This window comes from Aeromicrobium sp. 9AM (genome assembly GCF_902506105.1).
Lineage (GTDB): Bacteria > Actinomycetota > Actinomycetes > Propionibacteriales > Nocardioidaceae > Aeromicrobium.
This window is the reverse complement of the sequence record NZ_LR733304.1, coordinates 314,913-337,698: the sequence shown is the minus strand read 5'-3', so window position 1 is coordinate 337,698 and position 22,786 is coordinate 314,913. Positions and strand designations below refer to the sequence as shown.

Genomic DNA, 22,786 nt, shown 5'->3' with positions numbered 1-22,786 from the left:
TTCTCAGGGGAGAATACGCGTATGGCAAGTGAACGGATCATCAACGCCGCGGGCGGAGTCGTCTGGCGCAAGCGAGCCGGATCCGGTCGCTCGGAGCCGCGGGTCGACGTGCTGGTGGTGCACCGGCCGTCGTACGACGACTGGACCTTCCCCAAGGGCAAGGTCGATCCCGGTGAGGCGCTGCAGGCCACCGCGGTGCGCGAGATCGCCGAGGAGACCGGCCTGCGGGTACGCCTCGGGCCGCCACTCGTCCAGGTCCGCTACCAGGTCGCGAACGGCACGAAGGTGGTCGACTACTGGTCCGCCCGCGCCATCGGGTCAGGCGCCGACGAGCCGTTCAAGCCCAACAAGGAGGTCGACGAGCTCCGCTGGGTCGGCGTCCGCGAGGCCCGCGAGCTGCTGACGTACCCCCACGACATCCAGGTGCTGGAGGACTTCCGCAGCCTGCGCGAGCGCCAGGGCCATCGCGCTCGCACCTTGATCGTGCTGCGCCACGGCAAGGCCGCGTCCCGCGCGGACTACGACGACGACCTCGAACGCCCGCTGACGCCGGTCGGCATCGAGCAGGCCCGCGCCCTCGTGCCGCTGCTGGCCGCTTACGGGGCGCGCCGAGTCGTGAGCAGCCCGGCCGTACGCTGCGCGCAGACGGTGGAGCCGTACGCACACTCGATCATCACGTTCCTCGAGATCGACGACCGGCTCTCCGAGGACACCCGGGCCGCCCAGGTCACCCGATCGGTCGCTGCCCTGCTGGACCGCAAGAAGCCCGTCGTGCTGTGCTCGCACCGGCCCACGCTGCCGTGGATCTTCGACGCGATCGGCACCGACGTGCACGAGCTGGCGACCGGCGAGGCCATCGTCGTTCACCATCGCAAGGGCGCAGTCATCGCGACCGAGAAGCTGCCCTGACAGGCAAAACCACCGGAAGTCATCTCGACCGTTACATCACCGTTCACCGCGCGTTCACCCTCGGTCGGACATCGATACATCTGCGGCTCATAGCGTCACGGGACGTAAGCATCTAAAGAATCCCAGAGAGGGACCCCCCGTGAACCGCAACTCACTGCGCCTCGCCGCCCCCGCGGCCGCGCTCGCACTCGCCTTCGGCCTCAGCGCCTGCGGTGCAGGCAACGAATCCGACGGTTCGGACTCGACCGGCTCCGGCAGCAAGGTCTCCGGCACGCTCAACGCCGGCGGATCCAGCGCCCAGGAAGCCGCTGTGGCTGCCTGGAAGAAGGCCTTCCAGACCACGAACCCCGACGCCACCGTCAACTACGACCCCGCCGGCTCCGGCGCCGGCCGCGAGCAGTTCCTCGCCGGCGGCCTGTCGATCGCCGGCTCGGACGCCTACCTGGACGACGACGAGCTCGCCAAGGCCAAGACCCTGTGCAAGGGCGACGTCGTCGAGGTTCCGGTCTACGTCAGCCCCATCGCCGTCATCTTCAACCTCGACGGCGTCAAGGAGCTCAACCTGACTCCGAAGACGATCGCCGACATCTTCGCCGGCAAGATCACGACGTGGGACGACGCGGCCATCAAGGCCGACAACCCCGACGCCAAGCTGCCCAGCACCAAGATCACGGCGGTGCACCGCTCCGACGACTCGGGCACGACGCAGAACTTCACCGACTACCTGTCGAAGGCTGCTGAGGGCGCATGGACCGCCGAGCCCGGACAGACGTGGCCGGTCAAGGGCGGCGAGGCTGCCGAGGGCACCTCGGGCGTCGTGGCTGCCGTCACGAGCGGCAAGGGCACGATCGGCTACGCCGACGAGAGCCAGGCCGGCGACCTCGGCCAGGCCAAGGTCAAGGTGGGCGACACGTTCAACGCCGCCACGCCTGAGGCTGCCGCCAAGGTGCTCGACACCTCGAAGGCTGTCGCCGGACGCGCCGCCACGGACATCGCGATCGACATCGACCGCACCTCGACCGAGGCCGGCGTCTACCCGATCGTCCTGGCGTCGTACCAGATCGCCTGCCAGGCGCCCGCGAAGGACGCAGCCCTCATCAAGGCATGGCTGACGTACGTCGCCAGCCCCGAGGGCCAGAAGGCCGCCGGTGACACCGCCGGATCGGCTCCGCTCACCGCGGACTTCGGCAAGAAGGTCCAGGCCGCGATCGAGACGATCAAGGCCAGCTGACCCCGACCCGTGAGCTTGTCGGAAGGGCGCACGTCCTTCCGTCAGGCTCAAGGGCCGGGTTCCGGTCCCTCCATCCCCTGAAAGGCACCACCTGTGACCAGCACGCAGGCCCCGGCTCCCGGGAAGAACACGGTCATCCGCCGCCCCGGCGACCGCATCTTCTCCGGGCTCTCGCTGAGTGCGGGAGTTCTCATCCTCGTCATCCTCGCGGGCGTCGCGATCTTCTTGACGGTGCAAGGCATCCCCGGCATCACCGCCCACCCGGACGAGGTCAAGAGCGGCAAGAGCTTCCTGCCGTACGTCTGGCCGCTCGTCTTCGGCACGCTGGTCGCCGCGACCATTGCCATGCTGATCGCGGTGCCGGTCGCGATCGGTGTCGCCCTCTTCATCTCGCACTACGCACCACGCAAGCTCGGCCAGGGTCTCGGCTACCTGATCGACCTGCTCGCCGCCGTCCCGAGCGTCGTCTACGGCCTGTGGGGCATCGGGTTCCTCGCACCACGAATGGTCCCGTTCTACGCATGGCTCGACGAGCACCTCGGGTTCCTGCCGTTCTTCGGCCCCGCCTCGGCAACCGGGCGAACGATCCTGACGGCGAGCATCGTGCTGGCGGTCATGATCCTGCCGATCATGACCGCGATCTGCCGGGAGATCTTCCTGCAGACCCCGCGCCTGCACGAAGAGGCCGCCCTCGCCCTCGGCGCCACCCGCTGGGAGATGGCCCGGCTCGCGATCTTCCCGTACGCCCGCTCCGGCATCGTCTCGGCCGCGATGCTCGGTCTCGGCCGCGCCCTCGGTGAGACCCTCGCGGTCGCGATGGTGCTCTCGGTCGGCGTCGGCACGGTCACCGCCAACCTCATCGGCAGCGACAACCCCAGCACGATCGCCGCCAACATCGCCCTGGGCTTCGCCGAAGCGACGGGCAAGAGCGTCAACGCCCTGATCGCCAGCGGCCTGGTGCTGTTCGTGATCACCTTCCTCGTCAACTTCGCCGCCCGGTCCATCGTGGACCGCCGCAAGGAATTCTCCGGAGCCAACTGATGACGACCACCCTCACTCCGCCGCCCGTCGACGTCTCGCGCGAGCTCTACGGCGCGCAGCTGCCGACCTGGGGTCCGCGGGCCGTCATCGCGGCCGGGCTCCTCGGTGCCGCGGCCGCGTACGCCGTCGGTGCCAACCTGCTGGAGGCCGCACTGGTCGCCTGGCTCATCTGCATGGTTCTGCCGCTGTGGTCCGCCGCCGTCGAGGGCCGCCGCAAGGCGACCGACCGGCTGGTCACGACCTTGGTGACATCCGCGTTCGCGCTCGCGATGTTCCCGCTGTTCAGCATCCTGTGGACCGTCATCAGCAAGGGCAGCAAGGTCCTGTCGGCGGAGTTCTTCACCTACTCGATGCGCAACGTCGTCGGCGAGGGTGGCGGCATCTACCACGCCCTGGTCGGCACGCTGCTGATCACCGGCGCCGCTGCGGTCATCTCGATCCCGATCGGCATCTTCGCCGCGATCTACCTCGTCGAGTACGCCGAGGGCAACCGGCTCTCCCGCTGGATCCGGTTCCTGGTCGACGTCATGACCGGCATCCCGTCGATCGTCGCCGGACTGTTCGCGTACGCGCTCTTCGTGCTGTTCTTCGGTGAAGGCGTCCGCATGGGCATCGGCGGCTCGGTCGCCCTGTCGGTCCTGATGATCCCGATTCTCGTCCGTTCGACCGAGGAGATGCTCAAGCTCGTGCCCAACGAGCTGCGGGAGGCGTCGTACGCACTCGGCGTGCCGAAGTGGCGGACCGTGGCCAAGGTCGTCCTGCCGACATCCCTCGCCGGCATCGTCACCGGCATCACGTTGTCGATCGCCCGCGTGATCGGCGAGACCGCTCCCCTGCTGATCATCGTCGGCACGACCGACTCGGTGAACTTCAACCTGTTCAACGGGCGCATGGCATCACTGCCGGTCTTTGCGTTCGCATCACAGCGCAACCCCGGCATCCCGCCGCAGTTCAGCATCGACCGCGCCTGGGGCGCCGCCCTCGTGCTGCTGGTCATCGTGATGCTGCTCAACCTCATCGCCCGCCTCGTCTCCTACTTCTTCTCGCCCAAGGGCGAGCGCTGAGTTCAGAAAGGACTCTGTCATGGCCAAGAGCATCGATGTCTCTGACCTCAACATCTACTACGGCGACTTCCTCGCTGTGGAGGATGTCACCATCCCGATCGCCGCGAAGTCCGTCACGGCGTTCATCGGCCCCTCGGGCTGCGGCAAGTCGACCTTCCTCCGGTCGCTCAACCGTATGCACGAGGTCATCCGCGGCGCCCGTGTCGAGGGCAAGGTGCTGATCGACGGCCAGGACCTCTACGGCGCCGACATGGACCCCGTGAACGTCCGCCGGATGATCGGCATGGTGTTCCAGCGCCCCAACCCGTTCCCGACGATGTCGATCTACGACAACGTGCTGGCCGGGCAGAAGCTCAACAGCAAGCGCATGAAGAAGACCGAGGCCGACGACATCGTCGAGCGGTCGCTGCGCAGCGCCGGCCTGTGGGCCGAGGTCAAGGAGCGCCTGGACCGTCCCGGCTCGGGCCTCTCCGGCGGCCAGCAGCAGCGCCTCTGCATCGCCCGCGCGATCTCGGTCGAGCCGGAGATCCTGCTGATGGACGAGCCGTGCTCGGCCCTCGACCCGATCTCGACCAGCGTCATCGAGGACCTGATCCACGAGCTCAAGTCGCAGTACACGATCGTCATCGTCACGCACAACATGCAGCAGGCGGCCCGCGTCTCGGACGAGACCGCGTTCTTCAACCTGTCGGGTGTCGGCAAGCCCGGCCGCCTGATCGAGCACGGTCGCACGGAGACGATCTTCTCCAACCCGACCGACTCAGCCACCGAAGCCTACATCCAGGGCCGGTTTGGGTGAGGTTGAGGCCGCCCGCGGCCGAGCGCTGAACCCAGGTTGAGCGATCGCGGCGAAGCCGCCCAATGACGAAACCTCGCGAGATGAAGCACCAGCGCAACCAGGGGCGCGTTGGGACTTCAGCTCGCGAGGTTTCGAGGCTCCGGCCGCAGGCGGCCTTGGCACCTCAACCACCGAGGGAGCTAATTCCCCGGGATCACCATGTGCAGCAGGAAGTAGGTCAGCGCGCCGACACCGGCGGCGGCCGGGATCGTGATGATCCAGGCGGTGATGATGCCGCGGGCGACTCCCCACCGTACGGCGCTGAAACGCTTCGTCGCGCCGGCTCCCATGACGGCCGACGTCATGGTGTGCGTCGTCGAGACCGGGGCGTGGGCACCGATCGCCATGCCGTACAGGACGATCGCGGCCGTCGACTCGGCTGCGAAGCCACGCGGCGGGTCGAGGGCGATGATGCGGCGGCCCATCGTGCGCATGATGCGCATGCCACCGGACATCGTGCCGAGCGAGATCGCACTGGCCGCCGCGATGATGACCCACAGTGGGATGTCGTCACCGGAGTGCTCGCCACCGGCGATCAGCGCGAGCACGATGACGCCCATGGTCTTCTGCGCGTCCTGGAGGCCGTGACCCAGCGACAGTGCCGCGGCCGACACGGTCTGCGCGAGGCGGAAGCCGCGGTTGAGCGTGTGCGGGTTGGCGCGCCGGAACAGCCACATGATCGTGAGCATCACGATGAACGCTCCGCCGAAGCCGATCGCCGGGCTGACCACCATCGGGATGGCGACCTTCTCGACGACCTTGTCCCAGTCGACCGAGACGCCGGCCGCGATGCCAACGCCGATCAGGCCGCCGATCAGGGCGTGCGATGAGGACGACGGGATGCCGAAGTACCACGTGATGAGGTTCCAGACGATCGCTCCGACGAGGGCACTGAGCACCACGGTCAGGGCGTGGTTGGCCGACATGTCGTCGAACCCCGTGAGGATGTCCTTGATGGTCTTGGCCACGCCGACGCCGAGGAGAGCACCGACGAAGTTGAGGATCGCCGCCATCGTGAGGGCGAGCCGCGGTGTCAGGGCACGCGTCGACACCGAGGTCGCGATCGCGTTGGCGGCGTCGTGGAAGCCGTTGGTGTAGTCGAAGAAGAGGGCGATGGCGACGGTGGCGATCACCAGCGCCAAGGTGAGGTCCACGACTCAGGACTCCTTGACGGCGATCTGCTCCACCGTGTTCGCCACCGACTCGAGGGCATCGATGGCGTGCTCGAGGGAATCGACCACGTCCTTGCGCTTGAGCACCTCGAGCGACTTGTAGTTGCCGCTGAACAGGTTGGCCACGATGCGGCGGTAGGAGCGATCGCCCTGGTTCTCGAGGCGGTTGATCTCGATCCAGTACTCGTCGAGGTCCTTCATCGTCCGTAGCCGGGGCATCGCCTCGGCGGTCAGCTGGGTCGCGCGCTGGAGCACCTCGACCTGCGGGGCGAAGTCGGACGGCAGGTCACCGAGCTCGTAGAGGCCGACGAGGTCGACGGTCTCCTCCATGAAGTCCATGACGTCATCGAGGCTGCTCGCCAGTCGGTAGATGTCCTCGCGGTCGAACGGGGTGATGAACGTCGAGTTGGCCCGCTTGATGATCTTGTGCGTCGTCTCGTCGGCCTGGTGCTCGGCCTCACGCATCTGCTCGCCGAGGGATGCCTTGTCGGTCGCCGGGTCCAGCATCTGTGCCAGGAGGTCGGCGCCGAGCACCAAGTGGTTTGCCATCTCGGTGAACAGTTCGTAGAACGTCGTTTCAACCGGTCGGATGCGAAAACGCACGACTAGCTCCTGTCAATGCTGGGTAGGCCACGCCCATGCTAGAGGCACGGCGTTCCAGAGTGTCAATTGCGGTGCCACTCAGGCGTCAACCGGCTTTCGCGATCCCGAGGATCTCGTCGACTTCGCGTTGGGAGAGATGACCGTCCTTGGAGGAGGCCGCGATGATGAGGCGGCTCGTCAGCTCGATCTCGTCGAGCGCCTGGTCGTCGCGTAGGCGACTGTCCAAAGGCTCCGGCATGAGGGGTGCTCCCATTGTGCGTCGGTCTGAAGAAACGTGGTCACCCTGATCATGACGTGTCACACCAGGATGTTCCTCCCCTGACTCCACAGGTTATCTCGTCGGTCCACGCGCCGCATGGCTTTCCGGACCAAGCAGCGGATCCGGGCCGTGTCACAGGATTCTCCGCTGCCTCGTCTCGGATATGACAGCGACGTTCGAGACTGGAGGCAGAGATCATGCGCGTTTTCGTGGCAGGTGGGACAGGAGTGATCGGGCGGCGGCTGGTGCCGCAGCTGGTGGGCCGGGGGCACGAGGTGACGGCCACCACGACCAGCAGGGACAAGTTCGACATGCTGCGGCAGCTGGGCGCCGAGCCGGTCGTGATGGACGGCTTGAACGCGGCGCAGGTCGGCGAGGCGGTCGCCGCGGCCGCGCCGGACACCATCGTGAACCAGATGACCGGACTGTCCCCGGCCCATGGCGGCAAGCTGAACCCGCGCAAGGCAGACCGGTTCTTCGCGGCCACCAACCAGCTCCGCAGCGAGGGCATCGACCACCTGCTGGCCGCCGCGGAGGCCACCAGCGTCTCCCACGTGGTCTCGCAGAGCCACGCGAGCTTCAACGGGCGCCGCGAGGGCGGCTGGATCAAGAGTGAGGACGACCCGTTGGAGGTCGTCGAGGGCACGAAGGCCGTCGAGCACCTCGAGGACGCCGTCGTCCGGGCCGAAGGCGCGGTCCTGCGCTACGGCGGCTTCTACGGCGCCGGGGCGGACGAGGAGCAGCTGAAGTTCGTCCGCAAGCGCATGGTCCCGATCGTGGGCGGCGGCACCGGCTACACCTCGTTCGTGCACGTCGACGACGCGGCCAGCGCCACCGTCCTGGCCGTCGAGCAGCACGCGCGCGGCGTGTTCAACATCGTCGACGACGAGCCGGCACCGTTCAGCGAGTGGCTGCCGTTCTACGCGGCTTGCGCCGGCGCCAAGCCGCCACGACGGATCCCCGCATGGCTTGCCCGGCTGCTCGCCGGCGAGATGATGGTGGGCATGATGACCGAGGGGCGCGGATTCTCCAACGCCAAGGCCAAGCGGGAGCTCGGCTGGGAGCTGCGCTATCCCACCTGGCGCCTGGGCTTCGAGAAGGAGCTCGCGTGACCCGTGCCGAGGAGTTCGAGGACCTGCGAGGCCTGCTGTTCTCGATCGCGTACCGGATCCTCGGCAGCGTGGCCGAGGCGGAGGACGCGGTCCAGGAGGCCTGGCTGCGGTTCGAGGCCACGCCGACCCAGCCCACCTCGACCAAGGCCTTCCTGTCCGCCATCGTGACCCGGATCTCGATCGACGTGCTGCGGTCGGCGCGGGTCCGGCGGGAGCAGTACGTCGGTCAGTGGCTGCCGGAGCCCCTGGTCGAGGACCCGTACGAGGACCCGGCGCGCGCGGCCGAGCTGGCGGACTCGGTGTCGATGGCGGCCCTCCTGCTGCTCGAGCGGCTCAGCCCGCTCGAGCGGGCCGTGTTCGTCCTGCGGGAGGTGTTCGGGTTCGGCTTCCCCGAGGTCGCCGCTGCCGTCGGTCGGTCGGAGGCCGCGTGCCGCCAGCTCGCGGCCCGGGCCCGGCGTCACATGGAGGGCGGGCAGGCGCGGTTCGAGGCGGACCGCAAGGTGCGGGACGAGCTGGCCGCGCGGTTCTTCGACGCCCTCATGGGCGGGGACGTCGACGCACTGCGCGAGCTGCTCGCCGCCGACGTGCAGATGGTTGGCGACGGGGGTGGCAAGGCGCCGGCGTTCGCCAGGATCGTACACGGAGCGATCAACGTCGCTCGGGTGCTGGGGACGAACTTCCCGCTGCTGGCCGACATCGAGGCCAAGATCGAGCCTCGCCAGCTGAACGGGGCGCCCGGCGCCGTGCTCCGGGACCGGGACGGGCGCGTCGTCGGCACCATGACGCTGGAGGTGCTCGACGGGCGGATCCAGACCATCCGGTCCGTGGTGAACCCGGACAAGCTGGGTCATGTCGGTCCGGTCGGCGACGGGTGGGCCCTGGCCGACGAGATCAAGCGAGCCCGCCGGTCGGGCCACTGACCCTTTCCGGTTCAACGAACCGGACCGGCCACTGGCAGACTGTGTACGCGCGTCATACGGCGCGGGCCTCTAGCTCAATTGGCAGAGCAGCGGACTTTTAATCCGCGGGTTGTGGGTTCGAGTCCCACGGGGCCCACCAGGTCATCCGACCAGCGACCTTGCGCGGTCGGCCAACGCATCCAACACGTCTGCGTGGTCCGGAACCGCGGACACCAGCATCGTGGTGTTCCCGTGCGCGATCGACAGCTCGAACCTGAAGAATGAGCAGCAGCTCGTCTCACGAACGGCGAGCTCAGCTGCCCGGGCCACCACGTCAGTTTCGGCACGCAGCTCGAGGCGAACACCTTCCGGAGCGTCCTCCACTCCGATGACGTCGTGGACGAAAAGCGCATCGAACTCGGCCTCACGCAGTGGCCGGTCGACCGTCGGCAACGTGCAGGCCGACGGCACCCAGGGCACCCCGGTCATGGGCGCACGCTGAGCGGGATGAGCTCGGGGCCGGCGGTCGTGCCGCAGCAGCCGCCGCTCGCGGCATCGTCGAAGGCGCCCGAGCCGCCGCACACACCGGTCTCGGGGAGCGTCAGCTCGACGCGGGCCGCCGACTCGTGGTCACCAGCGATCTCCGCCACGATCGACCTGGTCTGCTCGAATCCCGTGAGGGTCAGGAACGAGGTGGCTCGGCCGTACGACTTCATGCCAGCCAGGTAGAAGCCCACCTCGGGCTGCGCCAGCACCTTGGCGCCGTGAGGCTCGACCGAACCGCAGGAATGCACATTGGGGTCGATCAACGGAGCGAGCTGGCGCGGCGCCTCGAGCACGGGGTCGAGGTCGAGGCGGATCTCCGACAGCATCGACAGGTCGGGGCGGAAACCGGTGAGCGCGATGACCTCGTCGACGCCGTCGAGCACCTGACCGTCCACCGAAGTCAGCGTCAGGGTGCCGTCCGAGGCGCGATCGACCGACGCGGTGCGGAAGCTGTTGAGCGTACGAACCGGGCCGGACGCCACCGCCTCCTCGGCTCGCCGACCCAAAGCTCCGCGCTCGGCGAGCTCGTCGCTGTCACTGCCGGCGAACGCAGCGCCGACGCTTGCCCGCCGGACCAGCCACGAGACGCGCGTCGACGGGTGCTCCTCGGCGAGAGCCACCAAGCCGATCAGCGCACCCTTCGCGGATGCGCCGGTGCCAGCGACCACGACGTGCCGGCCGGCGTACCTCGCGCGTGTGCCGGGCTCAGCGAAGTCGGGGATGCGGTAGGCGATGCGATCCGCGGCCCCGCGCTCACCGAGAGCCGGCAGGCCGTCGCCGCCGAGCGGGTTCGGTCCGGACCAGGTGCCGGAAGCGTCGATCACGGCACGGGCGGAGATCAGCTCCTCCCCTGCCGCCGTCTCGACGTGCACCGTGAACGTCTCGTCCTCACGACCCGAGTCGACGAGCCGGTCGCGGCCACGCTTCGCGACACCGACGACCCTTGTGCCGAATCGCACGCTGTCGCCGAGGGCGTCCGCGAGGGGCCGGAGGTAGTCGTCTGCCCACGTGCCGCCTGTGGGATAGGCGTCCCGGTCAGGGCTGGTCCAGCCCGTCGTCTCGAGCAGCTCCGCCGCGGCCGGCTCGATGAGCTCCGACCACGGGGAGAAGAGGCGCACGTGCGACCACTCCCGAACCGCTGCTCCGGCGACTGACCCCGCCTCGATCACGAGGAACGACATCTCGCGGCTGCGCAGCTGGGCCGCCGCGGCGAGACCAGCTGGTCCCGCACCGATGACGGCGACGGGAAGCTCCGGGTGCTGCAGGTTCGACATGGGATCTCCTGGTTCATTCACAAGTTTCGATGAATGCGACGATACCCCTTCATAGATAAATGTCAATGAACAGGTATGCTGGACCCATGCCCACCCAGCTCACCGTGCTCGAGTCCGCCGCCACTGCGTGCTGCTCCCCCATCACCGGCGGCGCGATGGGTGCCGATGAGGCTGCCGCACTCGCCGCCCGGTTCAAGGCGATCGGCGATCCCACCCGGCTGCGCCTGCTGTCACTCGTCGCCGCGCACGAGGGCGGCGAGGCCTGTGTCTGCGACCTCAACGAGCCGCTCGACCTGTCGCAGCCGACGGTGTCGCACCACCTCAAGATCCTGGTCGACGCCGGACTCCTGACGCGCACGAAGCGCGGCACGTGGTCCTACTACGCGCTGGTGCCAGGCGCATTGCCGATGCTGGCCGAGACCCTGCAGGTCTGACCCTGACGGTCACGTCAGCGAGTCGACCAGCTTGGACAGGATGCTGCTGAGCTGAGCGCGCTCCGCGTCGCTCAAGACCGAGATCACCTCGAGCTCGTGGTCGAGGAGCTGCCGCACCGCCGGCTCGATCGTCGCGTTCCCCTTCGAGGTCAGCGTGACGGAGACGTTCTGGCCGGTGCTGCCCGAGCGCGCCCGCCGGACGTACCCGACCTCTTCCGCACGGGTGAGACGTTGCGAGATCGCACCCGCCGTGACGAGACAGCGCGCCGCCAGCTCGCGGGTCGTCAGGACGTACGGCTCGCCGGACCTCTTGAGCGTGCTGAGCAGGTCGAGGGTCGCGGCATCGATGCCCAGCCCGCGAAGGGTCGAGCGGCGATCGTCGGCCAGCAGCTTGGCCACCTGCCACAGCGGGGTGATGACCTCGATCGACTCGGTCGCCGACCCGGGCAGCTCACGCTGCCACGCTTCGGCAATCCGTGCCGCCGTGAATGCCGGACGGGGCGGGACAGGTACCTCAGCGGACGGACCGGGCATGCGGAGCTCCTTCTTGTTGGGCTAGGCTCTGTTTAGACCTAAACGTACTCGGGAGGAAGCATGACACGAAACGTCGTCGTCACTGGCGGGAGCAGCGGGATCGGGCTGGCCGTCGCGAAGCGGTTCGCTGCCGCCGGCGACCAAGTGCTGATCACCGGACGGGACCTCGACCGCGCGGAAGCTGCTGCCGGTGAGTTCGGAGCGCGCGCGGCACAGTGCGACGCCACCTCACCCGCGGACGTGGAGGCGCTGGTCGCCGCGATCGACGGGCAGGTCGACGTGCTCGTCAACATGGCGGGCGGCAACACCGACTTCGCCTCCCCTGACGTCGCCGAGCCGAGCCTGCAGGACGTTGCCGACGCCTGGACCGCCAACCTCGCCGCCAACACGTTGAGCGCCGTGCTGACCACCACCGCGCTGCTGCCTCGCATGGGTCGCGGTTCCACGATCATCGCGGTCGGCTCCATCGGCGCCGAGTACGCCGCCACGTCGTACGGCGCCTCGAAGGCCGCGGTGTCGGCCTGGATCGCCGGGCTCTCGGCGCAGGTGGGTCCGAAGGGGATCACCGCCAACACGATCTCACCGGGTTACATCGAGAACACGGCGTTCTTCGGGGACAACCTCAGCGACGAACGCCGGACCGCCTTGATCGCCGCGACGCACGACAAGCGGCCCGGTACGCCCGAGGATGTCGCCGGACTGACGTTCTTCCTCGCCGGCGAGGACGCCCGCCACATCACGGGTCAGTGCCTGCACCTCAACGGCGGCGCCTTCACCACCCGTTAGGCGGGCTCGAGCGAGGCGATCAGCTGCTCGACGCGGGCCTTGATCTCGTCACGGATGGGGCGTACGGCCTCGATGCCCTGACCGGCCGGATCGTCGAGGACCCAGTCCTCGTAGCGCTTGCCCGGGAAGAAGGGGCACTCGTCGCCGCAGCCCATCGTGATGACGACGTCGGACGCGATGACGGCATCGTCGGTCAGCTTCTTCGGCTGCTCGCCGGCGATGTCGATGCCGACCTCCGCCATGGCTGCGACGGCGACCGGGTTGATCGCGTTGCCCGGCATCGAGCCGGCCGAACGTACGTCGATGCGTCCCTCCCCGAGAGCCTGCAGGAAGCCCGCGGCCATCTGGGAGCGGCCGGCGTTGTGCACGCAGACGAACAGCACCGTGGGTCGATCAGGCATGGGGCTCTCCTTGGTGGGCGTGCGGCGATGGGAAGGGGTACAGCGCCAGGACCAGGGCGACACCGATCGCCGCCCCGACGATCTGGGCCACGACGAATGCCGGAACCGAGCTCGGGGCGATCCCGGCGAACGTGTCGGAGAACATCCGGCCCAGCGACACAGCAGGATTGGCGAACGAGGTCGAGCTGGTGAACCAGTAGGCAGCACCGATGTAGGCACCGACGGCCGGCGCCGCCAGCGCCACACGGTCGGACCGGACGAGCGCGAAGATCAGGAGGACCAGCCCGGCCGTGGCCACGACCTCACCCAGCAGGTGCCCTCCGCTGGCGCGCTCGTGCTCGGAGAAGGACGTTCCGACACCGAACATGGCATTGGCCAGCAGCCCGCCGGCGATCGCACCCACACACTGAGCCACGACGTACGGCCCGATGTGAGCGGCCGAGAAGCCCTCGGGATCTCGGCGAGACAGGAACCAGTCAGCGACCGTCACGACCGGGTTGAAGTGCGCGCCCGACACCGGGCCGAGCATCAGGATCAGGACCGCCAGGCCGAAGACCGTGGCCATGCTGTTCTCGAGCAGCTGCAGACCGACATCGTCAGGTGAGAGGTCCGCAGCAGCGATCCCAGAGCCCACCACGATCGCCACCAGGAGACCCGTTCCGAGGAACTCGGCAAGCAGCCGCCGGCCGAGCGGCTGGGGCACTGATGTCGGTGCAGGGGAAATCACCTGTTCATCTTGACCTGTGCGATTAGCTCAGTCAAACTCGACTCAATGAATACTGAGCGAACTTCCCTGGTGGAGCGGGCCGCTCGTCATGCGGCGCTGGCCGACGTCGCGCGCCTCATGGTGGTCGAGGAGCTGGCGCTCGGCGACCGCTCCCCCAGCGAGCTGCAGGTTGTCGTCGACCTGCCGTCCAACCTGCTCGCGCATCACCTCAAGGTGCTCGAGGATGCCGGCCTGGTCGCTCGCCGACGATCCGAGGGCGACCGCCGTCGGACCTACCTGACTCTCCTCGACTCCTCGCTCGTCGAGCCCCCGACGGCCGACGGGCTCCACGTCGGCCGGATCCTGTTCGTGTGCTCGGCCAACTCGGCGCGATCGCAGCTCGCCGCTGCGCTGTGGCGCCGGGCGAGCGACGTACCAGTGGCATCGGCTGGCACACGTCCAGCTGAGCGCGTGTCAGACGGCGCCAAGGAGGTCGCCAAACGGCGTTCGTTGAAGCTCATCGGATCGACGCCCAGGATGCTGTCCGACGTCGCCGCCGATGACGACTACGTGGTCGCGGTCTGCGACAACGCCTACGAAGAGCTCAGCCCAGCCGTCAACCTCCACTGGTCCGTGCCGGACCCCGTGGCGCAAGGCAATGATGCGGCGTTCGACCTCGCGTACACGGAGCTCGAACGACGCGTCACGAATCTTGCTCCTCGCCTGATCGCTTCCTGACGTCAGATCGCCGGCGAACGCTCCGCCGCACCGTGCGCCTGGGCCGCGCGGATGGTCCTGCTGCGGAGCGGCCCACCCAGCGCTGCACTGATCCAGCACAGGTCGAGGATGCCGGCGCTCAGGGGGAAGAAGCTCCACGCCGCTGCCGCCACTCCCCACCAGTGATCGAGGAACAGCAGCCCGAAGGTGAGCCACGCGGCGCCGGCGACGAGCCGGAACGCGCGCCCCGCGGCTCCGTTGACCCAGCGGGAGAAGCCCGTGGCGTTGAACTGATCGGCCGTGGTGTGGTTCGACATGTGCTGTCTCCCTCGAGAAAGTGCTGACACACTCAGTTTCATGACGATGGCGCGTGGCGACCATGACCGGGATGCCGCAACGGCTGACCGATCCGCCGCGCTCTCCGACGCGTTGGCCAAGGTCGAGCTGACCGGCGCGATCTTCCTGCACGGAGAATGCACCGAGGCGTGGGCGTACGAATCGCTGCCGTCGCAGGACATCGCCGCCGTGCTGGCCCCTGACGCAGCGCGCCTCGTCATCTTCCACGTGGTCGTATCGGGCACCTGCTGGGTCGAGGCCGGAAACCACAAGGTGTGGGCCCACGACGGTGAGGTCATCGTGCTGCCCTACAACGATCAGCACCGCATGGGCGGGATCGAGACCGCCGAGGTCGTGCCGATCTGGCAGCTCATCGAGCCACCGCCGTGGGCCGCGGTGCCGCGCATCGCGATCGGTCGTGGCGGCGACAGGAGCCAGTTCGTGTGCGGCTACCTGGCGTGCGACGACCTGCTGTTCGACCCCCGCATGGGCGTCTTCCCACCGGTCTTCGTGGTGACCCCACCGGAGGGACCCGTACGGTCGTGGGTCAAGGCCAGCAGCGACCTCGTGCTCCAGCAGACGAGCCAGGTGACCGACGACCGCGTCGCTTCCCCGACCGACATACCCCAGCTGCTGCTGCGTGAGGTGCTCAAGCTGCACCTCGCCAACGCGCCGGCGACCGACACCGGCTGGCTGGCCGCCCTGCGCGACCCGGTCGTCGCACCCGCGCTCGCCGCGATCCACGGCGACCCCGGCCGCAAGTGGACGCTCGCCGACCTCGCACGGGAGGCCACTGTCTCGTCCACCGGGCTCGACGAGCGGTTCCGTACGGTGCTCGGCCTTGCGCCGATCCGCTACCTCACTGGCTGGCGGATGCACGTCGCCGAGGACCTGCTGCGCTCGACGACCCTGTCGGTGACGGCCGTCGCGCGCCAGGTCGGGTACGAGTCGGACGAAGCCTTCAGCCGCGCGTTCAAGCGCGACCACGGCACGTCACCCAGCGTCTGGCGCGGCAGGCGGTGACGACCGCCACCGTCGTCGGCAGCGGCCCCAACGGCCTGGCCGCCGCCCTCACCCTTGCCGCCGCGGGAGTCGAGGTCACGGTGCTCGAGACCGCGGACCGGCTCGGCGGCGGCGCGACCTCGAGCGAGCTGACGCTGCCGGGCCTGGTGCACGACGAGTGCTCCGCGATCCATCCGCTCGCCGTCGGCTCGGCGTTCGCCAAGGAGTTCGACCTCGGCGCCGCCGGACTGGTGTGGCGCTGGCCCGACGTCCAGTTCAGCCATCCGCTCGACGACGGACGGGGCGGCGCCGTGTGGCGATCGGTCGACGAGACGGCCGCCGGGCTCGGCTCGGACGGCCGCGCCTGGACGCGGGTCTTCGGGCCGCTGGCGGAGCGATTCGGCGCACTCACCGACGACATCCTCCAGCCGGTGCTCCGCGTGCCGAGCCATCCGGTCCACCTCGCGAGGTTCGGCACCTACGCCGCCCTGCCGATCCCGGCTCTCGCCCACCGCTGGGCCACACCCGAGGCGCGCGGCCTGTTCGCCGGAGCCGCCGCACACACGTTCCGGCCGTTCTCCGGAGTCCTGTCGTCGTCGATACCGGTCGCGCTCGGCGCCTCCGCCCATGCCCTGGGCTGGCCGGTCGCCGAGGGCGGGACGGGCGAGATCAGCCGGGCGATGATCTCGCTCGCCACGGCTCGCGGCGTCACGTTCGAGACCGGTGTGACGGTGCGCTCCCTGGCCGGGATCAAGCCCACCGACATCGTCATGCTCGACACCTCGCCGCGATCCGCGGCCACCATCGTCGGTGACCGCCTGCCGGCGCGCGTGTCCCGGGCGTACCGGCGCTATCAGCACGGGCCGGGCGCGTTCAAGGTCGACTATGCGGTCGAGGGTGGGGTGCCGTGGACGCACGAGCCGTCCCGCTCCGCCGGCACGGTGCATCTCGGCGGGACGTACGAGGAGATCGCCGCCGCCGAGCGGTTGGTGTCGCAGGGCCGGATGCCTGACCGCCCGTTCGTCCTCGTGGGTCAGCAGTACGTCGCCGATCCCACCCGGTCCCGGGACGGGGTGCACCCGCTGTACGCCTACGCGCACGTGCCGGCCGGCTTCACCGGTGACGCGACCGAGGCCATCACGAGGCAGATCGAGCGGTTCGCGCCGGGGTTCCGCGAACGCGTCCTGGTGACCCACGTACGTACGACGGCCGAGCTCGAGGCGGGCAACGCCAACTTCGTGGGCGGCGACATCATCGCCGGCGCCAACACCGCGCGGCAGCTCATCGCCAGGCCACGCGTGACCCTGCACCCGTACGCGACCGGAGCCGACGGCGTCTACCTGTGCTCCGCGGCCACTCCACCGGGCGCCGGCGCCCACGGCATGTGCGGCTACAACGCGGCCCGGTACGCCCTGCGCCGGGTCTGACCGCCCGCCGCGTCCCACAGGCGTCGCGCCTTGACGAGTCGCACGGCCAGCCGGCTGTAGGGGTCGCGCGGCTCGGGGCAGGCGGCAATCCACCGCTCCAGCACCTCGACCTCCGCGGCATAGTCCCGGCGGCGCCGGTGGATCACCGCCGCACGGTGCGCGTACTCCGGCGTGGGGATGCCCTGGACGGCCCACGCCTCTCGCTCGGCCGCCGCCATGCACTCGACCAGCAGCTCGAGGCCGGCGTCGTCCATGCCTCGCGCGCGCAGCCGGTCCAGCGTCGCCACCCAGTCACTGTGGTGGCGACCCCGGACCTCCGTGCGGGCCAGCTCGTGCAGAGCCATGCGATTTCTCCAGGTACTGGAAAGGTTTGTGGAAACCGGCCGGCACCACCTCACTGGAGGAGAGGAGGTGGTGCCGCCCGGGGCTTAGCGGACGCGGATGTTGACCGAGTCCGAGCTCGAGAGCACGCCGGGCGATCCGCGGTAGGCGAACCGGAACGTGTGCTTGCCTCGCTTGACGACGCGATAGCTCGACGACGCCTTGCCGTTCCGCAGCGTGAGCGTCTTGATGTGCCGGCCGCGGTAGTAGACGTCGACCTTGCCGTCGGGCACGAAGCCGCTGCCGCTCACCGACGCATGGAGCTTGACGACCGTGTCGCTGCGCACCGTCCGGTCGTTGAGCGACGCCTTGGTGTGGCTGGCGGCCTTGGCCACCTTGGCGGTCCTGGCCGACACCGCGACGCCCGGCGTCACACCGGTCCTGGTCGCGGTCACCTGCACCGAGATGCGGTGCCCGGCGTCCTTGCCCGACAGGTGGTACGTCCGCCCCGTGGCCTTGGGGATCGGCACACCGTCACGCAGCCACGTGCGGCTGAACGTCAGGCCCGTCTGGTCCCACTCGCCATCGAACGCGGTCAGCCGCAGGCCGACTCTCGGCACACCCAGGACGACCGGTGCCGTGGTGGCCACAGGCGCCGCTCCCGGTCCGGGATCGTCGGCCTTCGGGATGTCGCGTGATCCCGTCACCCCCTGGTTGCCCGCCACGTCCGTCACGCGGAACTGCATCGTGTGGGCTGCGCCGTCGACCACGACCGGGGTCGTGTACGCCAGCCAGGCTCCGCCATCGAGCTGGTACTGGATCGCCGCCACCCCGGAGTCCGCGTCGGACGCGGTCAGGGTGACCGTGCGGTCGGCGAGCTCGTCCGCGACCTCCGGGTCCGTGAGGTCCACCTTGGCGTCGAGCGACGAGACGTCGCTCCACTGCAGGTTGTCGCCCTGGGCGCGGTAGTCGATGCCGTACGTACCGGCGTCCAGCGCGACGGGTGCGTCGTACGTCTTCCAGGTGCCGCCGTCGATGCGGTACTGCAGCGTCTTCACGCCGTCGCCACCTGTGAGGGTCAGCTCGGCACCCTTGCCGTACCAGCCGTTGGTGCCGGCGTGCGAGATCGCCGCCTGCGGCGCCGCGCCTTCGTACGTCAGTGGGTCGACGCTCTCGAGGGTCGGGACGACCTTCTTGATCGTGCCGTCCGCGTTGAAGTAGAGCCGGTCGATCGTGGTCTCCCGGTGCGTGCCGTCGCCGCCGGGCATCCCGAACCGGTGGTACGCGATGTACCAGTCGTCCGTGCCGGGCACCTGGATGATCGAGCTGTGCCCGGTGCCGAGGATGCCGAGGCTCGAGTCCTTCGTCAGGATCTCGCCCTTGTTGACGAACGGTCCGGTCGGGCTGTCGCTCATGGCGTAGCCGACGCGGTAGTTCTCGCTGCCGGTGTCGTCGATCGACCAGCTGAGGTAGTACTTGCCGGCGCGCTTGTTCATGAACAGGCCCTCACGGAAGTCCGTCAGGCCGTTGATCTTGACGCGCTTGCTCACGTCGTACGACGTCATGTCCGCGTTGAGCGGCACGACGTACGCCGAGCCGTTGCCCCAGTAGAGGTAGGACTGGCCGTCGTCGTCGGTGAACACCGCCGGGTCGATCTGCTGGGCGTTGCCGTAGTCGGCCTTGCTGACCAGCGGCTTGCCGATCGGGTCCGTGAACGGGCCCAGCGGCGAGTCCGAGACCGCGACGCCGATGTTCTGCTGTGCGGAGAAGTAGAAGTAGTACTTGCCGTCCTTCTCCGCCGCCGTCGGCGCCCAGGCGTTGCTGTCAGCCCACGAGACGTCCGGGCCGAGGTCGAGGATCGTGCCGTGCTCGGTCCAGTCGACCAGGTTCTTGGACGACCACACCTTGAACTTCGAGCTGCCCCAGCCGGGGATGCCGTCCGTCGTCGCGTAGATGTAATAGGTGTCGCCGAACCGCACGATGTTGGGGTCGGCGTTGAAGCCCGGCAGGATCGGCGACTTCATCTCGACCGCCCGGACCTTCCAGTCGCGGGTCTGGCCGCCGGCCGCGGTGACCGTGAAGGTCTTCTCGGTGCTGAGGTCGATCGGTCCGGTGACCTCAGGCGTGATGGTCGACGTCGAGGCGATCTCGAACGCCGGCTGCAGCGCCGTGAGGTCGGTGCCCTTCTTGACCGGCAGCGTCACGGTGCTCGACGCCGCGTCGATGATCGGGTCGATCTTGAGGCTGTCGAGCTCGACGTCGGTGATCGCGGTCGGATCGGCGCCGAGGTCCCTGACCTCGGCCGCGGACAAGGCGCGGTTGTAGATGCGGAAGTCCGCGACCTTGCCCTTGAGGTACTTGTCGGCGTTGTAGACCGAGCGGCCGATGTAGTTGGCCGTCGTCCGGCCGCCACCGATGTCGCCGGGCACGATCGTGACGCCGGTCTTCTCGCCGACCTTGACGCCGTCGAGATAGACCGTCGCGGTGCCGTCCTTGAGCGTGTACGTCATGGTCTTCCAGGCACCCCGCGGCGCGGACGCGTCGTCCGTGGCGGTCTGCTCGGTCGTCCAGTTGCCGGTCGCGATCGAGGTCCGGTACTTGTCGTTGCCGCTCGTGAACAGGTAGCCGCTGCCGACCCCTCCGGAGTCGGTGTTGCCGAGGCCCCAGATGAAGTAGGGGTTGGCCTGGCTCGGGTCGATCCACACCTTGGTCGAGACCGTGATCTGGTTGAGCCCCGTCATGATGTTGTCGGGCAGCTTGACGTGCCCGTTGGTGCCGGCGAGGTTGAGCGAGCCGTCGGACCACGAGGCGTCGCCGCTCAGGGTGCCGTCGTAGCCGTTGCCGGACGAGTCCTTGACCGTCGTGCCCGAGGTGTCGTCGAGCTTGTAGTGGACGACCTCGCCGTCGGCGTTGGCCTTGACCGGGTCGGGATCGTTGCGCAGGCGCTTGAGCTCGTCGGCCGTGACCGGGATGACCGTGCCGTGACGGGGGCTGCCGGGGAGCTTGTAGCTGGCCGGGACCTTCCAGCTCGGCGCGTCGATGTTGTCGGTGCCCAGCGGGATGTAGCCACGTCCTCCGTACTCGTCGGTGAACAGGTAGTACTTCGAGCCGGAGGTGTCGCCCGCGTTGGCCTTGAACGCCGTCGGTCCCTCGACCGCGGACGTGCCGGCCTTCTTGCCGATGCAGGAGTCCTCGATCTTCCACGCGGGGTTGTTGATGTCCCAGCCGGGCTGGCTGGCGTCGTCGACCGCGAGGAGGTCGTTGCTCTTCTCCTGGATGATGTCGGAGCAGCCGGTCACGCCGCCCTCGTCCTTGGTGAAGCGGTGGTACGTGTTGCCGTCCTTGAGGACCGTCGAGTCGATGCGCGAGGCGCCGAAGTCCTGCCAGACCTTGGGCTTGCTGAACGTCCGGAAGTCACGCGTCGTCGCGTAGAGCATCTTCTGGTACGTCGAGCCGGTGTGGTTGGTGTCGCTCTCGGCGTACAGCTTCGACGCCCAGAACACGACGTACGAGCCGAGCTCGTCGGACCAGTAGGCCTCGGGCGCCCAGGTGTTGCCCGCGGTGTCGGGCGAGACCTTGACGTGGCGCTGCTCGGACCAGTTGACGAGGTCGGTCGACTCCCAGACCTCGAGGTACTTGCTGCCCTTGCGCTGCGACGTGTCCCAGTCGGTGGCGTCGATGTCGAGGTCGGTCGCGATGAGGTAGAACTTGTCGCCCTCGGGAGAGCGGATCAGGAACGGGTCGCGCAGTCCGGTCGTGCCCTTGGTGGACTTGAGCGTGGCCTTGCCGCCGTTGAGCTCGTCCCACTGCAGGGCGTTGTTGCCCCGGCTGGCGGCGAAGAAGATGCTCTCCTCGGCGCCGGTGAAGTAGCTGAAGGCATAGCCGGCGTACGGACCGAGGTCCGGCTTGGGAGTGACCTTGGCGGTGATCTGGCGTGTTGCCGAGGCCGATCCGACGGTGACGGTCGCGGTCAGGTGCACCGTCGCGGCGCTCGAGCCGTTGGCGGGGCGGTGGACGACACCCGTCGTGTCGATGACCGAGGCGTTGTCGGACTCCCACGCGATCGCCGTGCCGTGGCTGCCGCTTGTGGGCAGGGTGATGTTGCCGCGGATGTCGTCGATGTCGGGGATGTTGATGGCCGCAGCGTCGGCATCGGCCTTCTGCTGGTCGCCCTCGGCGGGCAGCACGGTCGCTTGGAACGTCTTGGTGTCGCTGGCCGAGCCACGGGTCAGCGTGGCGGTCAGCGTGACCGAGGCCGGGTCGTCGGTCGCGGCCGGGCGGGTCACGGTGCCGTTGTCGGCGATGACCGCGGTGTTGCTGGAGGACCAGGCCACTGCTGAGCCGCGCTGGCCGATGGCCGGCAGGGTCAGGTCGCTCGTGACGCCCGAGAGGTCGCCGAGGGACAGGACGGCCTTGTCGGACGCCACGATGTCGGCGTCGGTCGGCGCCAGGGAGGTGACCTCGGCGGCAGTCAGGGCCCGGTCGTAGATGCGGAAGTTGCGCAGCTTGCCCTTGAGGAACTTGTCGGCCGCGTAGTTGGACTTGCCGAGGTTGTTGTTGGTCGTGGTGCCGCCACCGATGTCGCTCGGCTTGACCGTGACCGCGGTGTTCTGCGCGACCTGGACGCCGTCCTCGTACAGCGTGCCGGTCGTGCCGGTCTGCGTGTAGGTGACGGTCTTCCAGACGCCACGGGCGAGCGCGGCGTTCTTGCTCGTGACCTTCTCGCCCTGCCAGTTCGTCGTCGTCAGGCCGGTGCGGAACGCGTCGCCGCTGGCGAAGAAGTAGCCCGTGCCCGAGCTGGACGTCGCGGAGTTGCCGAGCCCCCAGATGAAGTACGGGTTGGCCTGCGTGGGCTCGATGTAGACCTCGGTCGAGACCGTGATCGACGTCAGGCCGGACATGATGTTGTTGGGCAGCTTGACGTAGTCATCCGTCCCGTCGAGCGTCAGCCCGCTCGCCCCGCCCCAGGTCCCGCCGCCGTTCAGCGTGCCGTCCTTGCCGTTGCCGGAGGAGTCGACGACCGTCGTGCCCGAGGCCTGAGTCAGGTCGTACTTGAGCACGAGCCCGTCCGTGACATCTGCCGCCTGCGCCGCCATCGGGAGCCCGACGACGAGGCTGGCGATCAGCGCGAGAACGGCCAAGCAGGCAGATGTGACCCGGGTCACAGACCGAAA

23 protein-coding genes and 1 tRNA gene are annotated in these 22,786 nt (G+C 68.7%); 13 read left to right on the top strand and 11 right to left on the bottom strand.

The genetic code is table 11. From position 1 onward, the window contains the following. Nucleotides 1–21: 21 nt before the first annotated feature. From BOSE46_RS07720 to pstB, 5 genes are all read left to right on the top strand, one after another. A complete protein-coding gene (locus BOSE46_RS07720) occupies nt 22–909 on the top strand; it encodes an NUDIX hydrolase (protein WP_159539686.1) in 888 nt (295 codons plus the stop codon). 139 nt (nt 910–1,048) lie between these two features. Next, nucleotides 1,049–2,140 carry a phosphate ABC transporter substrate-binding protein PstS gene (gene pstS / locus BOSE46_RS07715; protein WP_159539685.1) on the top strand — a complete coding sequence of 364 codons (1,092 nt, stop codon included), beginning with the start codon at nt 1,049–1,051 and terminating at the stop codon, nt 2,138–2,140. Between the two features lie 93 nt (nt 2,141–2,233). Beyond that, nucleotides 2,234–3,181, top strand: coding sequence for a phosphate ABC transporter permease subunit PstC (pstC, locus tag BOSE46_RS07710; protein WP_159539684.1), 948 nt, complete (start codon nt 2,234–2,236; stop codon nt 3,179–3,181). Further along, nucleotides 3,181–4,245 carry a phosphate ABC transporter permease PstA gene (gene pstA, locus BOSE46_RS07705; protein WP_159539683.1) on the top strand — a complete coding sequence of 355 codons (1,065 nt, stop codon included), beginning with the start codon at nt 3,181–3,183 and terminating at the stop codon, nt 4,243–4,245. Before pstC ends, pstA begins: the two co-directional genes overlap by 1 nt. 19 nt (nt 4,246–4,264) lie before the next feature. Next, on the top strand, nt 4,265–5,044 hold the full coding sequence (gene pstB, locus BOSE46_RS07700) for a phosphate ABC transporter ATP-binding protein PstB (protein WP_056402530.1): 780 nt from the start codon (nt 4,265–4,267) through the stop codon (nt 5,042–5,044). A gap of 179 nt (nt 5,045–5,223) precedes the next feature. Here pstB and BOSE46_RS07695 read toward each other — a convergent pair whose 3' ends face one another. The 3 genes from BOSE46_RS07695 to BOSE46_RS07685 all read right to left on the bottom strand — a co-directional run bounded on the left by BOSE46_RS07695 (nt 5,224) and on the right by BOSE46_RS07685 (nt 7,096). Next, on the bottom strand, nt 5,224–6,237 hold the full coding sequence (locus BOSE46_RS07695; RefSeq protein ID WP_159539682.1) for an inorganic phosphate transporter: 1,014 nt from the start codon (nt 6,235–6,237) through the stop codon (nt 5,224–5,226). A gap of 3 nt (nt 6,238–6,240) precedes the next feature. Then, nucleotides 6,241–6,858 carry a DUF47 domain-containing protein gene (locus tag BOSE46_RS07690; RefSeq protein ID WP_159539681.1) on the bottom strand — a complete coding sequence of 206 codons (618 nt, stop codon included), beginning with the start codon at nt 6,856–6,858 and terminating at the stop codon, nt 6,241–6,243. An 85-nt stretch (nt 6,859–6,943) separates the two neighbouring features. Then, on the bottom strand, nt 6,944–7,096 hold the full coding sequence (locus tag BOSE46_RS07685) for a hypothetical protein (protein WP_188110630.1): 153 nt from the start codon (nt 7,094–7,096) through the stop codon (nt 6,944–6,946). 218 nt (nt 7,097–7,314) lie between these two features. Here BOSE46_RS07685 and BOSE46_RS07680 point away from each other — a divergent pair, with 218 nt between their 5' ends. The 3 genes from BOSE46_RS07680 (at nt 7,315) to BOSE46_RS07670 (ending at nt 9,288) form a co-directional block, all read left to right on the top strand. Continuing rightward, nucleotides 7,315–8,229, top strand: coding sequence for an NAD(P)-dependent oxidoreductase (locus tag BOSE46_RS07680; RefSeq protein ID WP_159539680.1), 915 nt, complete (start codon nt 7,315–7,317; stop codon nt 8,227–8,229). Then, the gene (locus BOSE46_RS07675; protein ID WP_159539679.1) at nt 8,226–9,149 is read left to right on the top strand and encodes an RNA polymerase sigma-70 factor; all 924 of its coding nucleotides are present in this window, start codon (nt 8,226–8,228) and stop codon (nt 9,147–9,149) included. Before BOSE46_RS07680 ends, BOSE46_RS07675 begins: the two co-directional genes overlap by 4 nt. Before the next feature lie 63 nt (nt 9,150–9,212). Beyond that, a tRNA-Lys gene (locus tag BOSE46_RS07670) sits at nt 9,213–9,288 on the top strand. A 2-nt stretch (nt 9,289–9,290) separates the two neighbouring features. On the opposite strand, the gene BOSE46_RS07665 is transcribed toward BOSE46_RS07670, so the two are convergent. Both BOSE46_RS07665 and BOSE46_RS07660 read right to left on the bottom strand, forming a co-directional pair. Then, nucleotides 9,291–9,617 (bottom strand): hypothetical protein, encoded by a 327-nt coding sequence (locus tag BOSE46_RS07665; RefSeq protein ID WP_159539678.1) that lies wholly within the window; start codon nt 9,615–9,617, stop codon nt 9,291–9,293. Beyond that, nucleotides 9,614–10,948, bottom strand: coding sequence for an NAD(P)-binding domain-containing protein (locus tag BOSE46_RS07660; protein ID WP_159539677.1), 1,335 nt, complete (start codon nt 10,946–10,948; stop codon nt 9,614–9,616). The genes BOSE46_RS07665 and BOSE46_RS07660 overlap by 4 nt, the downstream gene beginning before the upstream one ends. 86 nt (nt 10,949–11,034) lie before the next feature. Between BOSE46_RS07660 and BOSE46_RS07655 the strand changes: the two genes are divergently transcribed. Further along, nucleotides 11,035–11,382 carry a metalloregulator ArsR/SmtB family transcription factor gene (locus BOSE46_RS07655; protein ID WP_159539676.1) on the top strand — a complete coding sequence of 116 codons (348 nt, stop codon included), beginning with the start codon at nt 11,035–11,037 and terminating at the stop codon, nt 11,380–11,382. A gap of 9 nt (nt 11,383–11,391) precedes the next feature. On the opposite strand, the gene BOSE46_RS07650 is transcribed toward BOSE46_RS07655, so the two are convergent. Further along, entirely contained in the window at nt 11,392–11,916 is a 525-nt protein-coding gene (locus BOSE46_RS07650) for a MarR family winged helix-turn-helix transcriptional regulator (protein WP_159539675.1), read from the bottom strand. Nucleotides 11,917–11,976: 60 nt separating this feature from the next. On the opposite strand from BOSE46_RS07650, the gene BOSE46_RS07645 reads away from it, so the two are divergent. Next, nucleotides 11,977–12,702, top strand: coding sequence for an SDR family NAD(P)-dependent oxidoreductase (locus BOSE46_RS07645; RefSeq protein ID WP_159539674.1), 726 nt, complete (start codon nt 11,977–11,979; stop codon nt 12,700–12,702). Here BOSE46_RS07645 and BOSE46_RS07640 read toward each other — a convergent pair. Together BOSE46_RS07640 and BOSE46_RS07635 are read right to left on the bottom strand one after the other, a co-directional pair. Beyond that, nucleotides 12,699–13,103, bottom strand: a complete 405-nt coding sequence (locus BOSE46_RS07640) for an arsenate reductase ArsC (RefSeq protein WP_159539673.1) — start codon at nt 13,101–13,103, stop codon at nt 12,699–12,701. The two genes, BOSE46_RS07645 and BOSE46_RS07640, sit on opposite strands and share 4 nt — an antisense overlap. Further along, on the bottom strand, nt 13,096–13,830 hold the full coding sequence (locus BOSE46_RS07635; protein ID WP_236551657.1) for an MIP/aquaporin family protein: 735 nt from the start codon (nt 13,828–13,830) through the stop codon (nt 13,096–13,098). The genes BOSE46_RS07640 and BOSE46_RS07635 overlap by 8 nt, the downstream gene beginning before the upstream one ends. Nucleotides 13,831–13,875: 45 nt before the next feature. On the opposite strand from BOSE46_RS07635, the gene BOSE46_RS07630 reads away from it, so the two are divergent. Then, nucleotides 13,876–14,547 (top strand): helix-turn-helix domain-containing protein, encoded by a 672-nt coding sequence (locus BOSE46_RS07630; protein ID WP_159539672.1) that lies wholly within the window; start codon nt 13,876–13,878, stop codon nt 14,545–14,547. A 2-nt stretch (nt 14,548–14,549) separates the two neighbouring features. On the opposite strand, the gene BOSE46_RS07625 is transcribed toward BOSE46_RS07630, so the two are convergent. Beyond that, nucleotides 14,550–14,843: a hypothetical protein gene (locus BOSE46_RS07625; protein WP_159539671.1), complete on the bottom strand. Its 294-nt coding sequence runs from the start codon at nt 14,841–14,843 to the stop codon at nt 14,550–14,552. 40 nt (nt 14,844–14,883) lie between these two features. Here BOSE46_RS07625 and BOSE46_RS07620 point away from each other — a divergent pair, with 40 nt between their 5' ends. Both BOSE46_RS07620 and BOSE46_RS07615 read left to right on the top strand, forming a co-directional pair. Beyond that, nucleotides 14,884–15,885, top strand: coding sequence for an AraC family transcriptional regulator (locus BOSE46_RS07620; protein WP_236551656.1), 1,002 nt, complete (start codon nt 14,884–14,886; stop codon nt 15,883–15,885). Beyond that, complete coding sequence (locus tag BOSE46_RS07615; RefSeq protein WP_159539670.1) at nt 15,882–17,291, top strand: NAD(P)/FAD-dependent oxidoreductase; 1,410 nt, start codon at nt 15,882–15,884, stop codon at nt 17,289–17,291. The genes BOSE46_RS07620 and BOSE46_RS07615 overlap by 4 nt, the downstream gene beginning before the upstream one ends. On the opposite strand, the gene BOSE46_RS07610 is transcribed toward BOSE46_RS07615, so the two are convergent. Together BOSE46_RS07610 and BOSE46_RS07605 are read right to left on the bottom strand one after the other, a co-directional pair. After that, complete coding sequence (locus tag BOSE46_RS07610; RefSeq protein ID WP_159539669.1) at nt 17,255–17,635, bottom strand: hypothetical protein; 381 nt, start codon at nt 17,633–17,635, stop codon at nt 17,255–17,257. The genes BOSE46_RS07615 and BOSE46_RS07610 overlap by 37 nt on opposite strands. Before the next feature lie 84 nt (nt 17,636–17,719). Then, on the bottom strand, nt 17,720–22,777 hold the full coding sequence (locus tag BOSE46_RS07605; protein WP_201299572.1) for a family 43 glycosylhydrolase: 5,058 nt from the start codon (nt 22,775–22,777) through the stop codon (nt 17,720–17,722). Nucleotides 22,778–22,786 lie beyond the last annotated feature (9 nt).

What these genes read in the sequence shown, in the direction of transcription:
- BOSE46_RS07720 (WP_159539686.1), top strand. Translation starts at nt 22, where the DNA reads ATGGCAAGTGAACGGATCATCAACGCCGCGGGCGGAGTCGTCTGGCGC.
- BOSE46_RS07610 (WP_159539669.1), bottom strand. Translation starts at nt 17,635, where the DNA reads ATGGCTCTGCACGAGCTGGCCCGCACGGAGGTCCGGGGTCGCCACCAC.
- BOSE46_RS07625 (WP_159539671.1), bottom strand. Translation starts at nt 14,843, where the DNA reads ATGTCGAACCACACCACGGCCGATCAGTTCAACGCCACGGGCTTCTCC.
- BOSE46_RS07645 (WP_159539674.1), top strand. Translation starts at nt 11,977, where the DNA reads ATGACACGAAACGTCGTCGTCACTGGCGGGAGCAGCGGGATCGGGCTG.
- pstB (WP_056402530.1), top strand. Translation starts at nt 4,265, where the DNA reads ATGGCCAAGAGCATCGATGTCTCTGACCTCAACATCTACTACGGCGAC.
- BOSE46_RS07660 (WP_159539677.1), bottom strand. Translation starts at nt 10,948, where the DNA reads ATGTCGAACCTGCAGCACCCGGAGCTTCCCGTCGCCGTCATCGGTGCG.
- BOSE46_RS07655 (WP_159539676.1), top strand. Translation starts at nt 11,035, where the DNA reads ATGCCCACCCAGCTCACCGTGCTCGAGTCCGCCGCCACTGCGTGCTGC.
- BOSE46_RS07685 (WP_188110630.1), bottom strand. Translation starts at nt 7,096, where the DNA reads ATGCCGGAGCCTTTGGACAGTCGCCTACGCGACGACCAGGCGCTCGAC.
- BOSE46_RS07640 (WP_159539673.1), bottom strand. Translation starts at nt 13,103, where the DNA reads ATGCCTGATCGACCCACGGTGCTGTTCGTCTGCGTGCACAACGCCGGC.
- BOSE46_RS07650 (WP_159539675.1), bottom strand. Translation starts at nt 11,916, where the DNA reads ATGCCCGGTCCGTCCGCTGAGGTACCTGTCCCGCCCCGTCCGGCATTC.
- pstA (WP_159539683.1), top strand. Translation starts at nt 3,181, where the DNA reads ATGACGACCACCCTCACTCCGCCGCCCGTCGACGTCTCGCGCGAGCTC.
- BOSE46_RS07665 (WP_159539678.1), bottom strand. Translation starts at nt 9,617, where the DNA reads ATGACCGGGGTGCCCTGGGTGCCGTCGGCCTGCACGTTGCCGACGGTC.
- BOSE46_RS07620 (WP_236551656.1), top strand. Translation starts at nt 14,884, where the DNA reads ATGACGATGGCGCGTGGCGACCATGACCGGGATGCCGCAACGGCTGAC.
- BOSE46_RS07680 (WP_159539680.1), top strand. Translation starts at nt 7,315, where the DNA reads ATGCGCGTTTTCGTGGCAGGTGGGACAGGAGTGATCGGGCGGCGGCTG.
- BOSE46_RS07630 (WP_159539672.1), top strand. Translation starts at nt 13,876, where the DNA reads ATGAATACTGAGCGAACTTCCCTGGTGGAGCGGGCCGCTCGTCATGCG.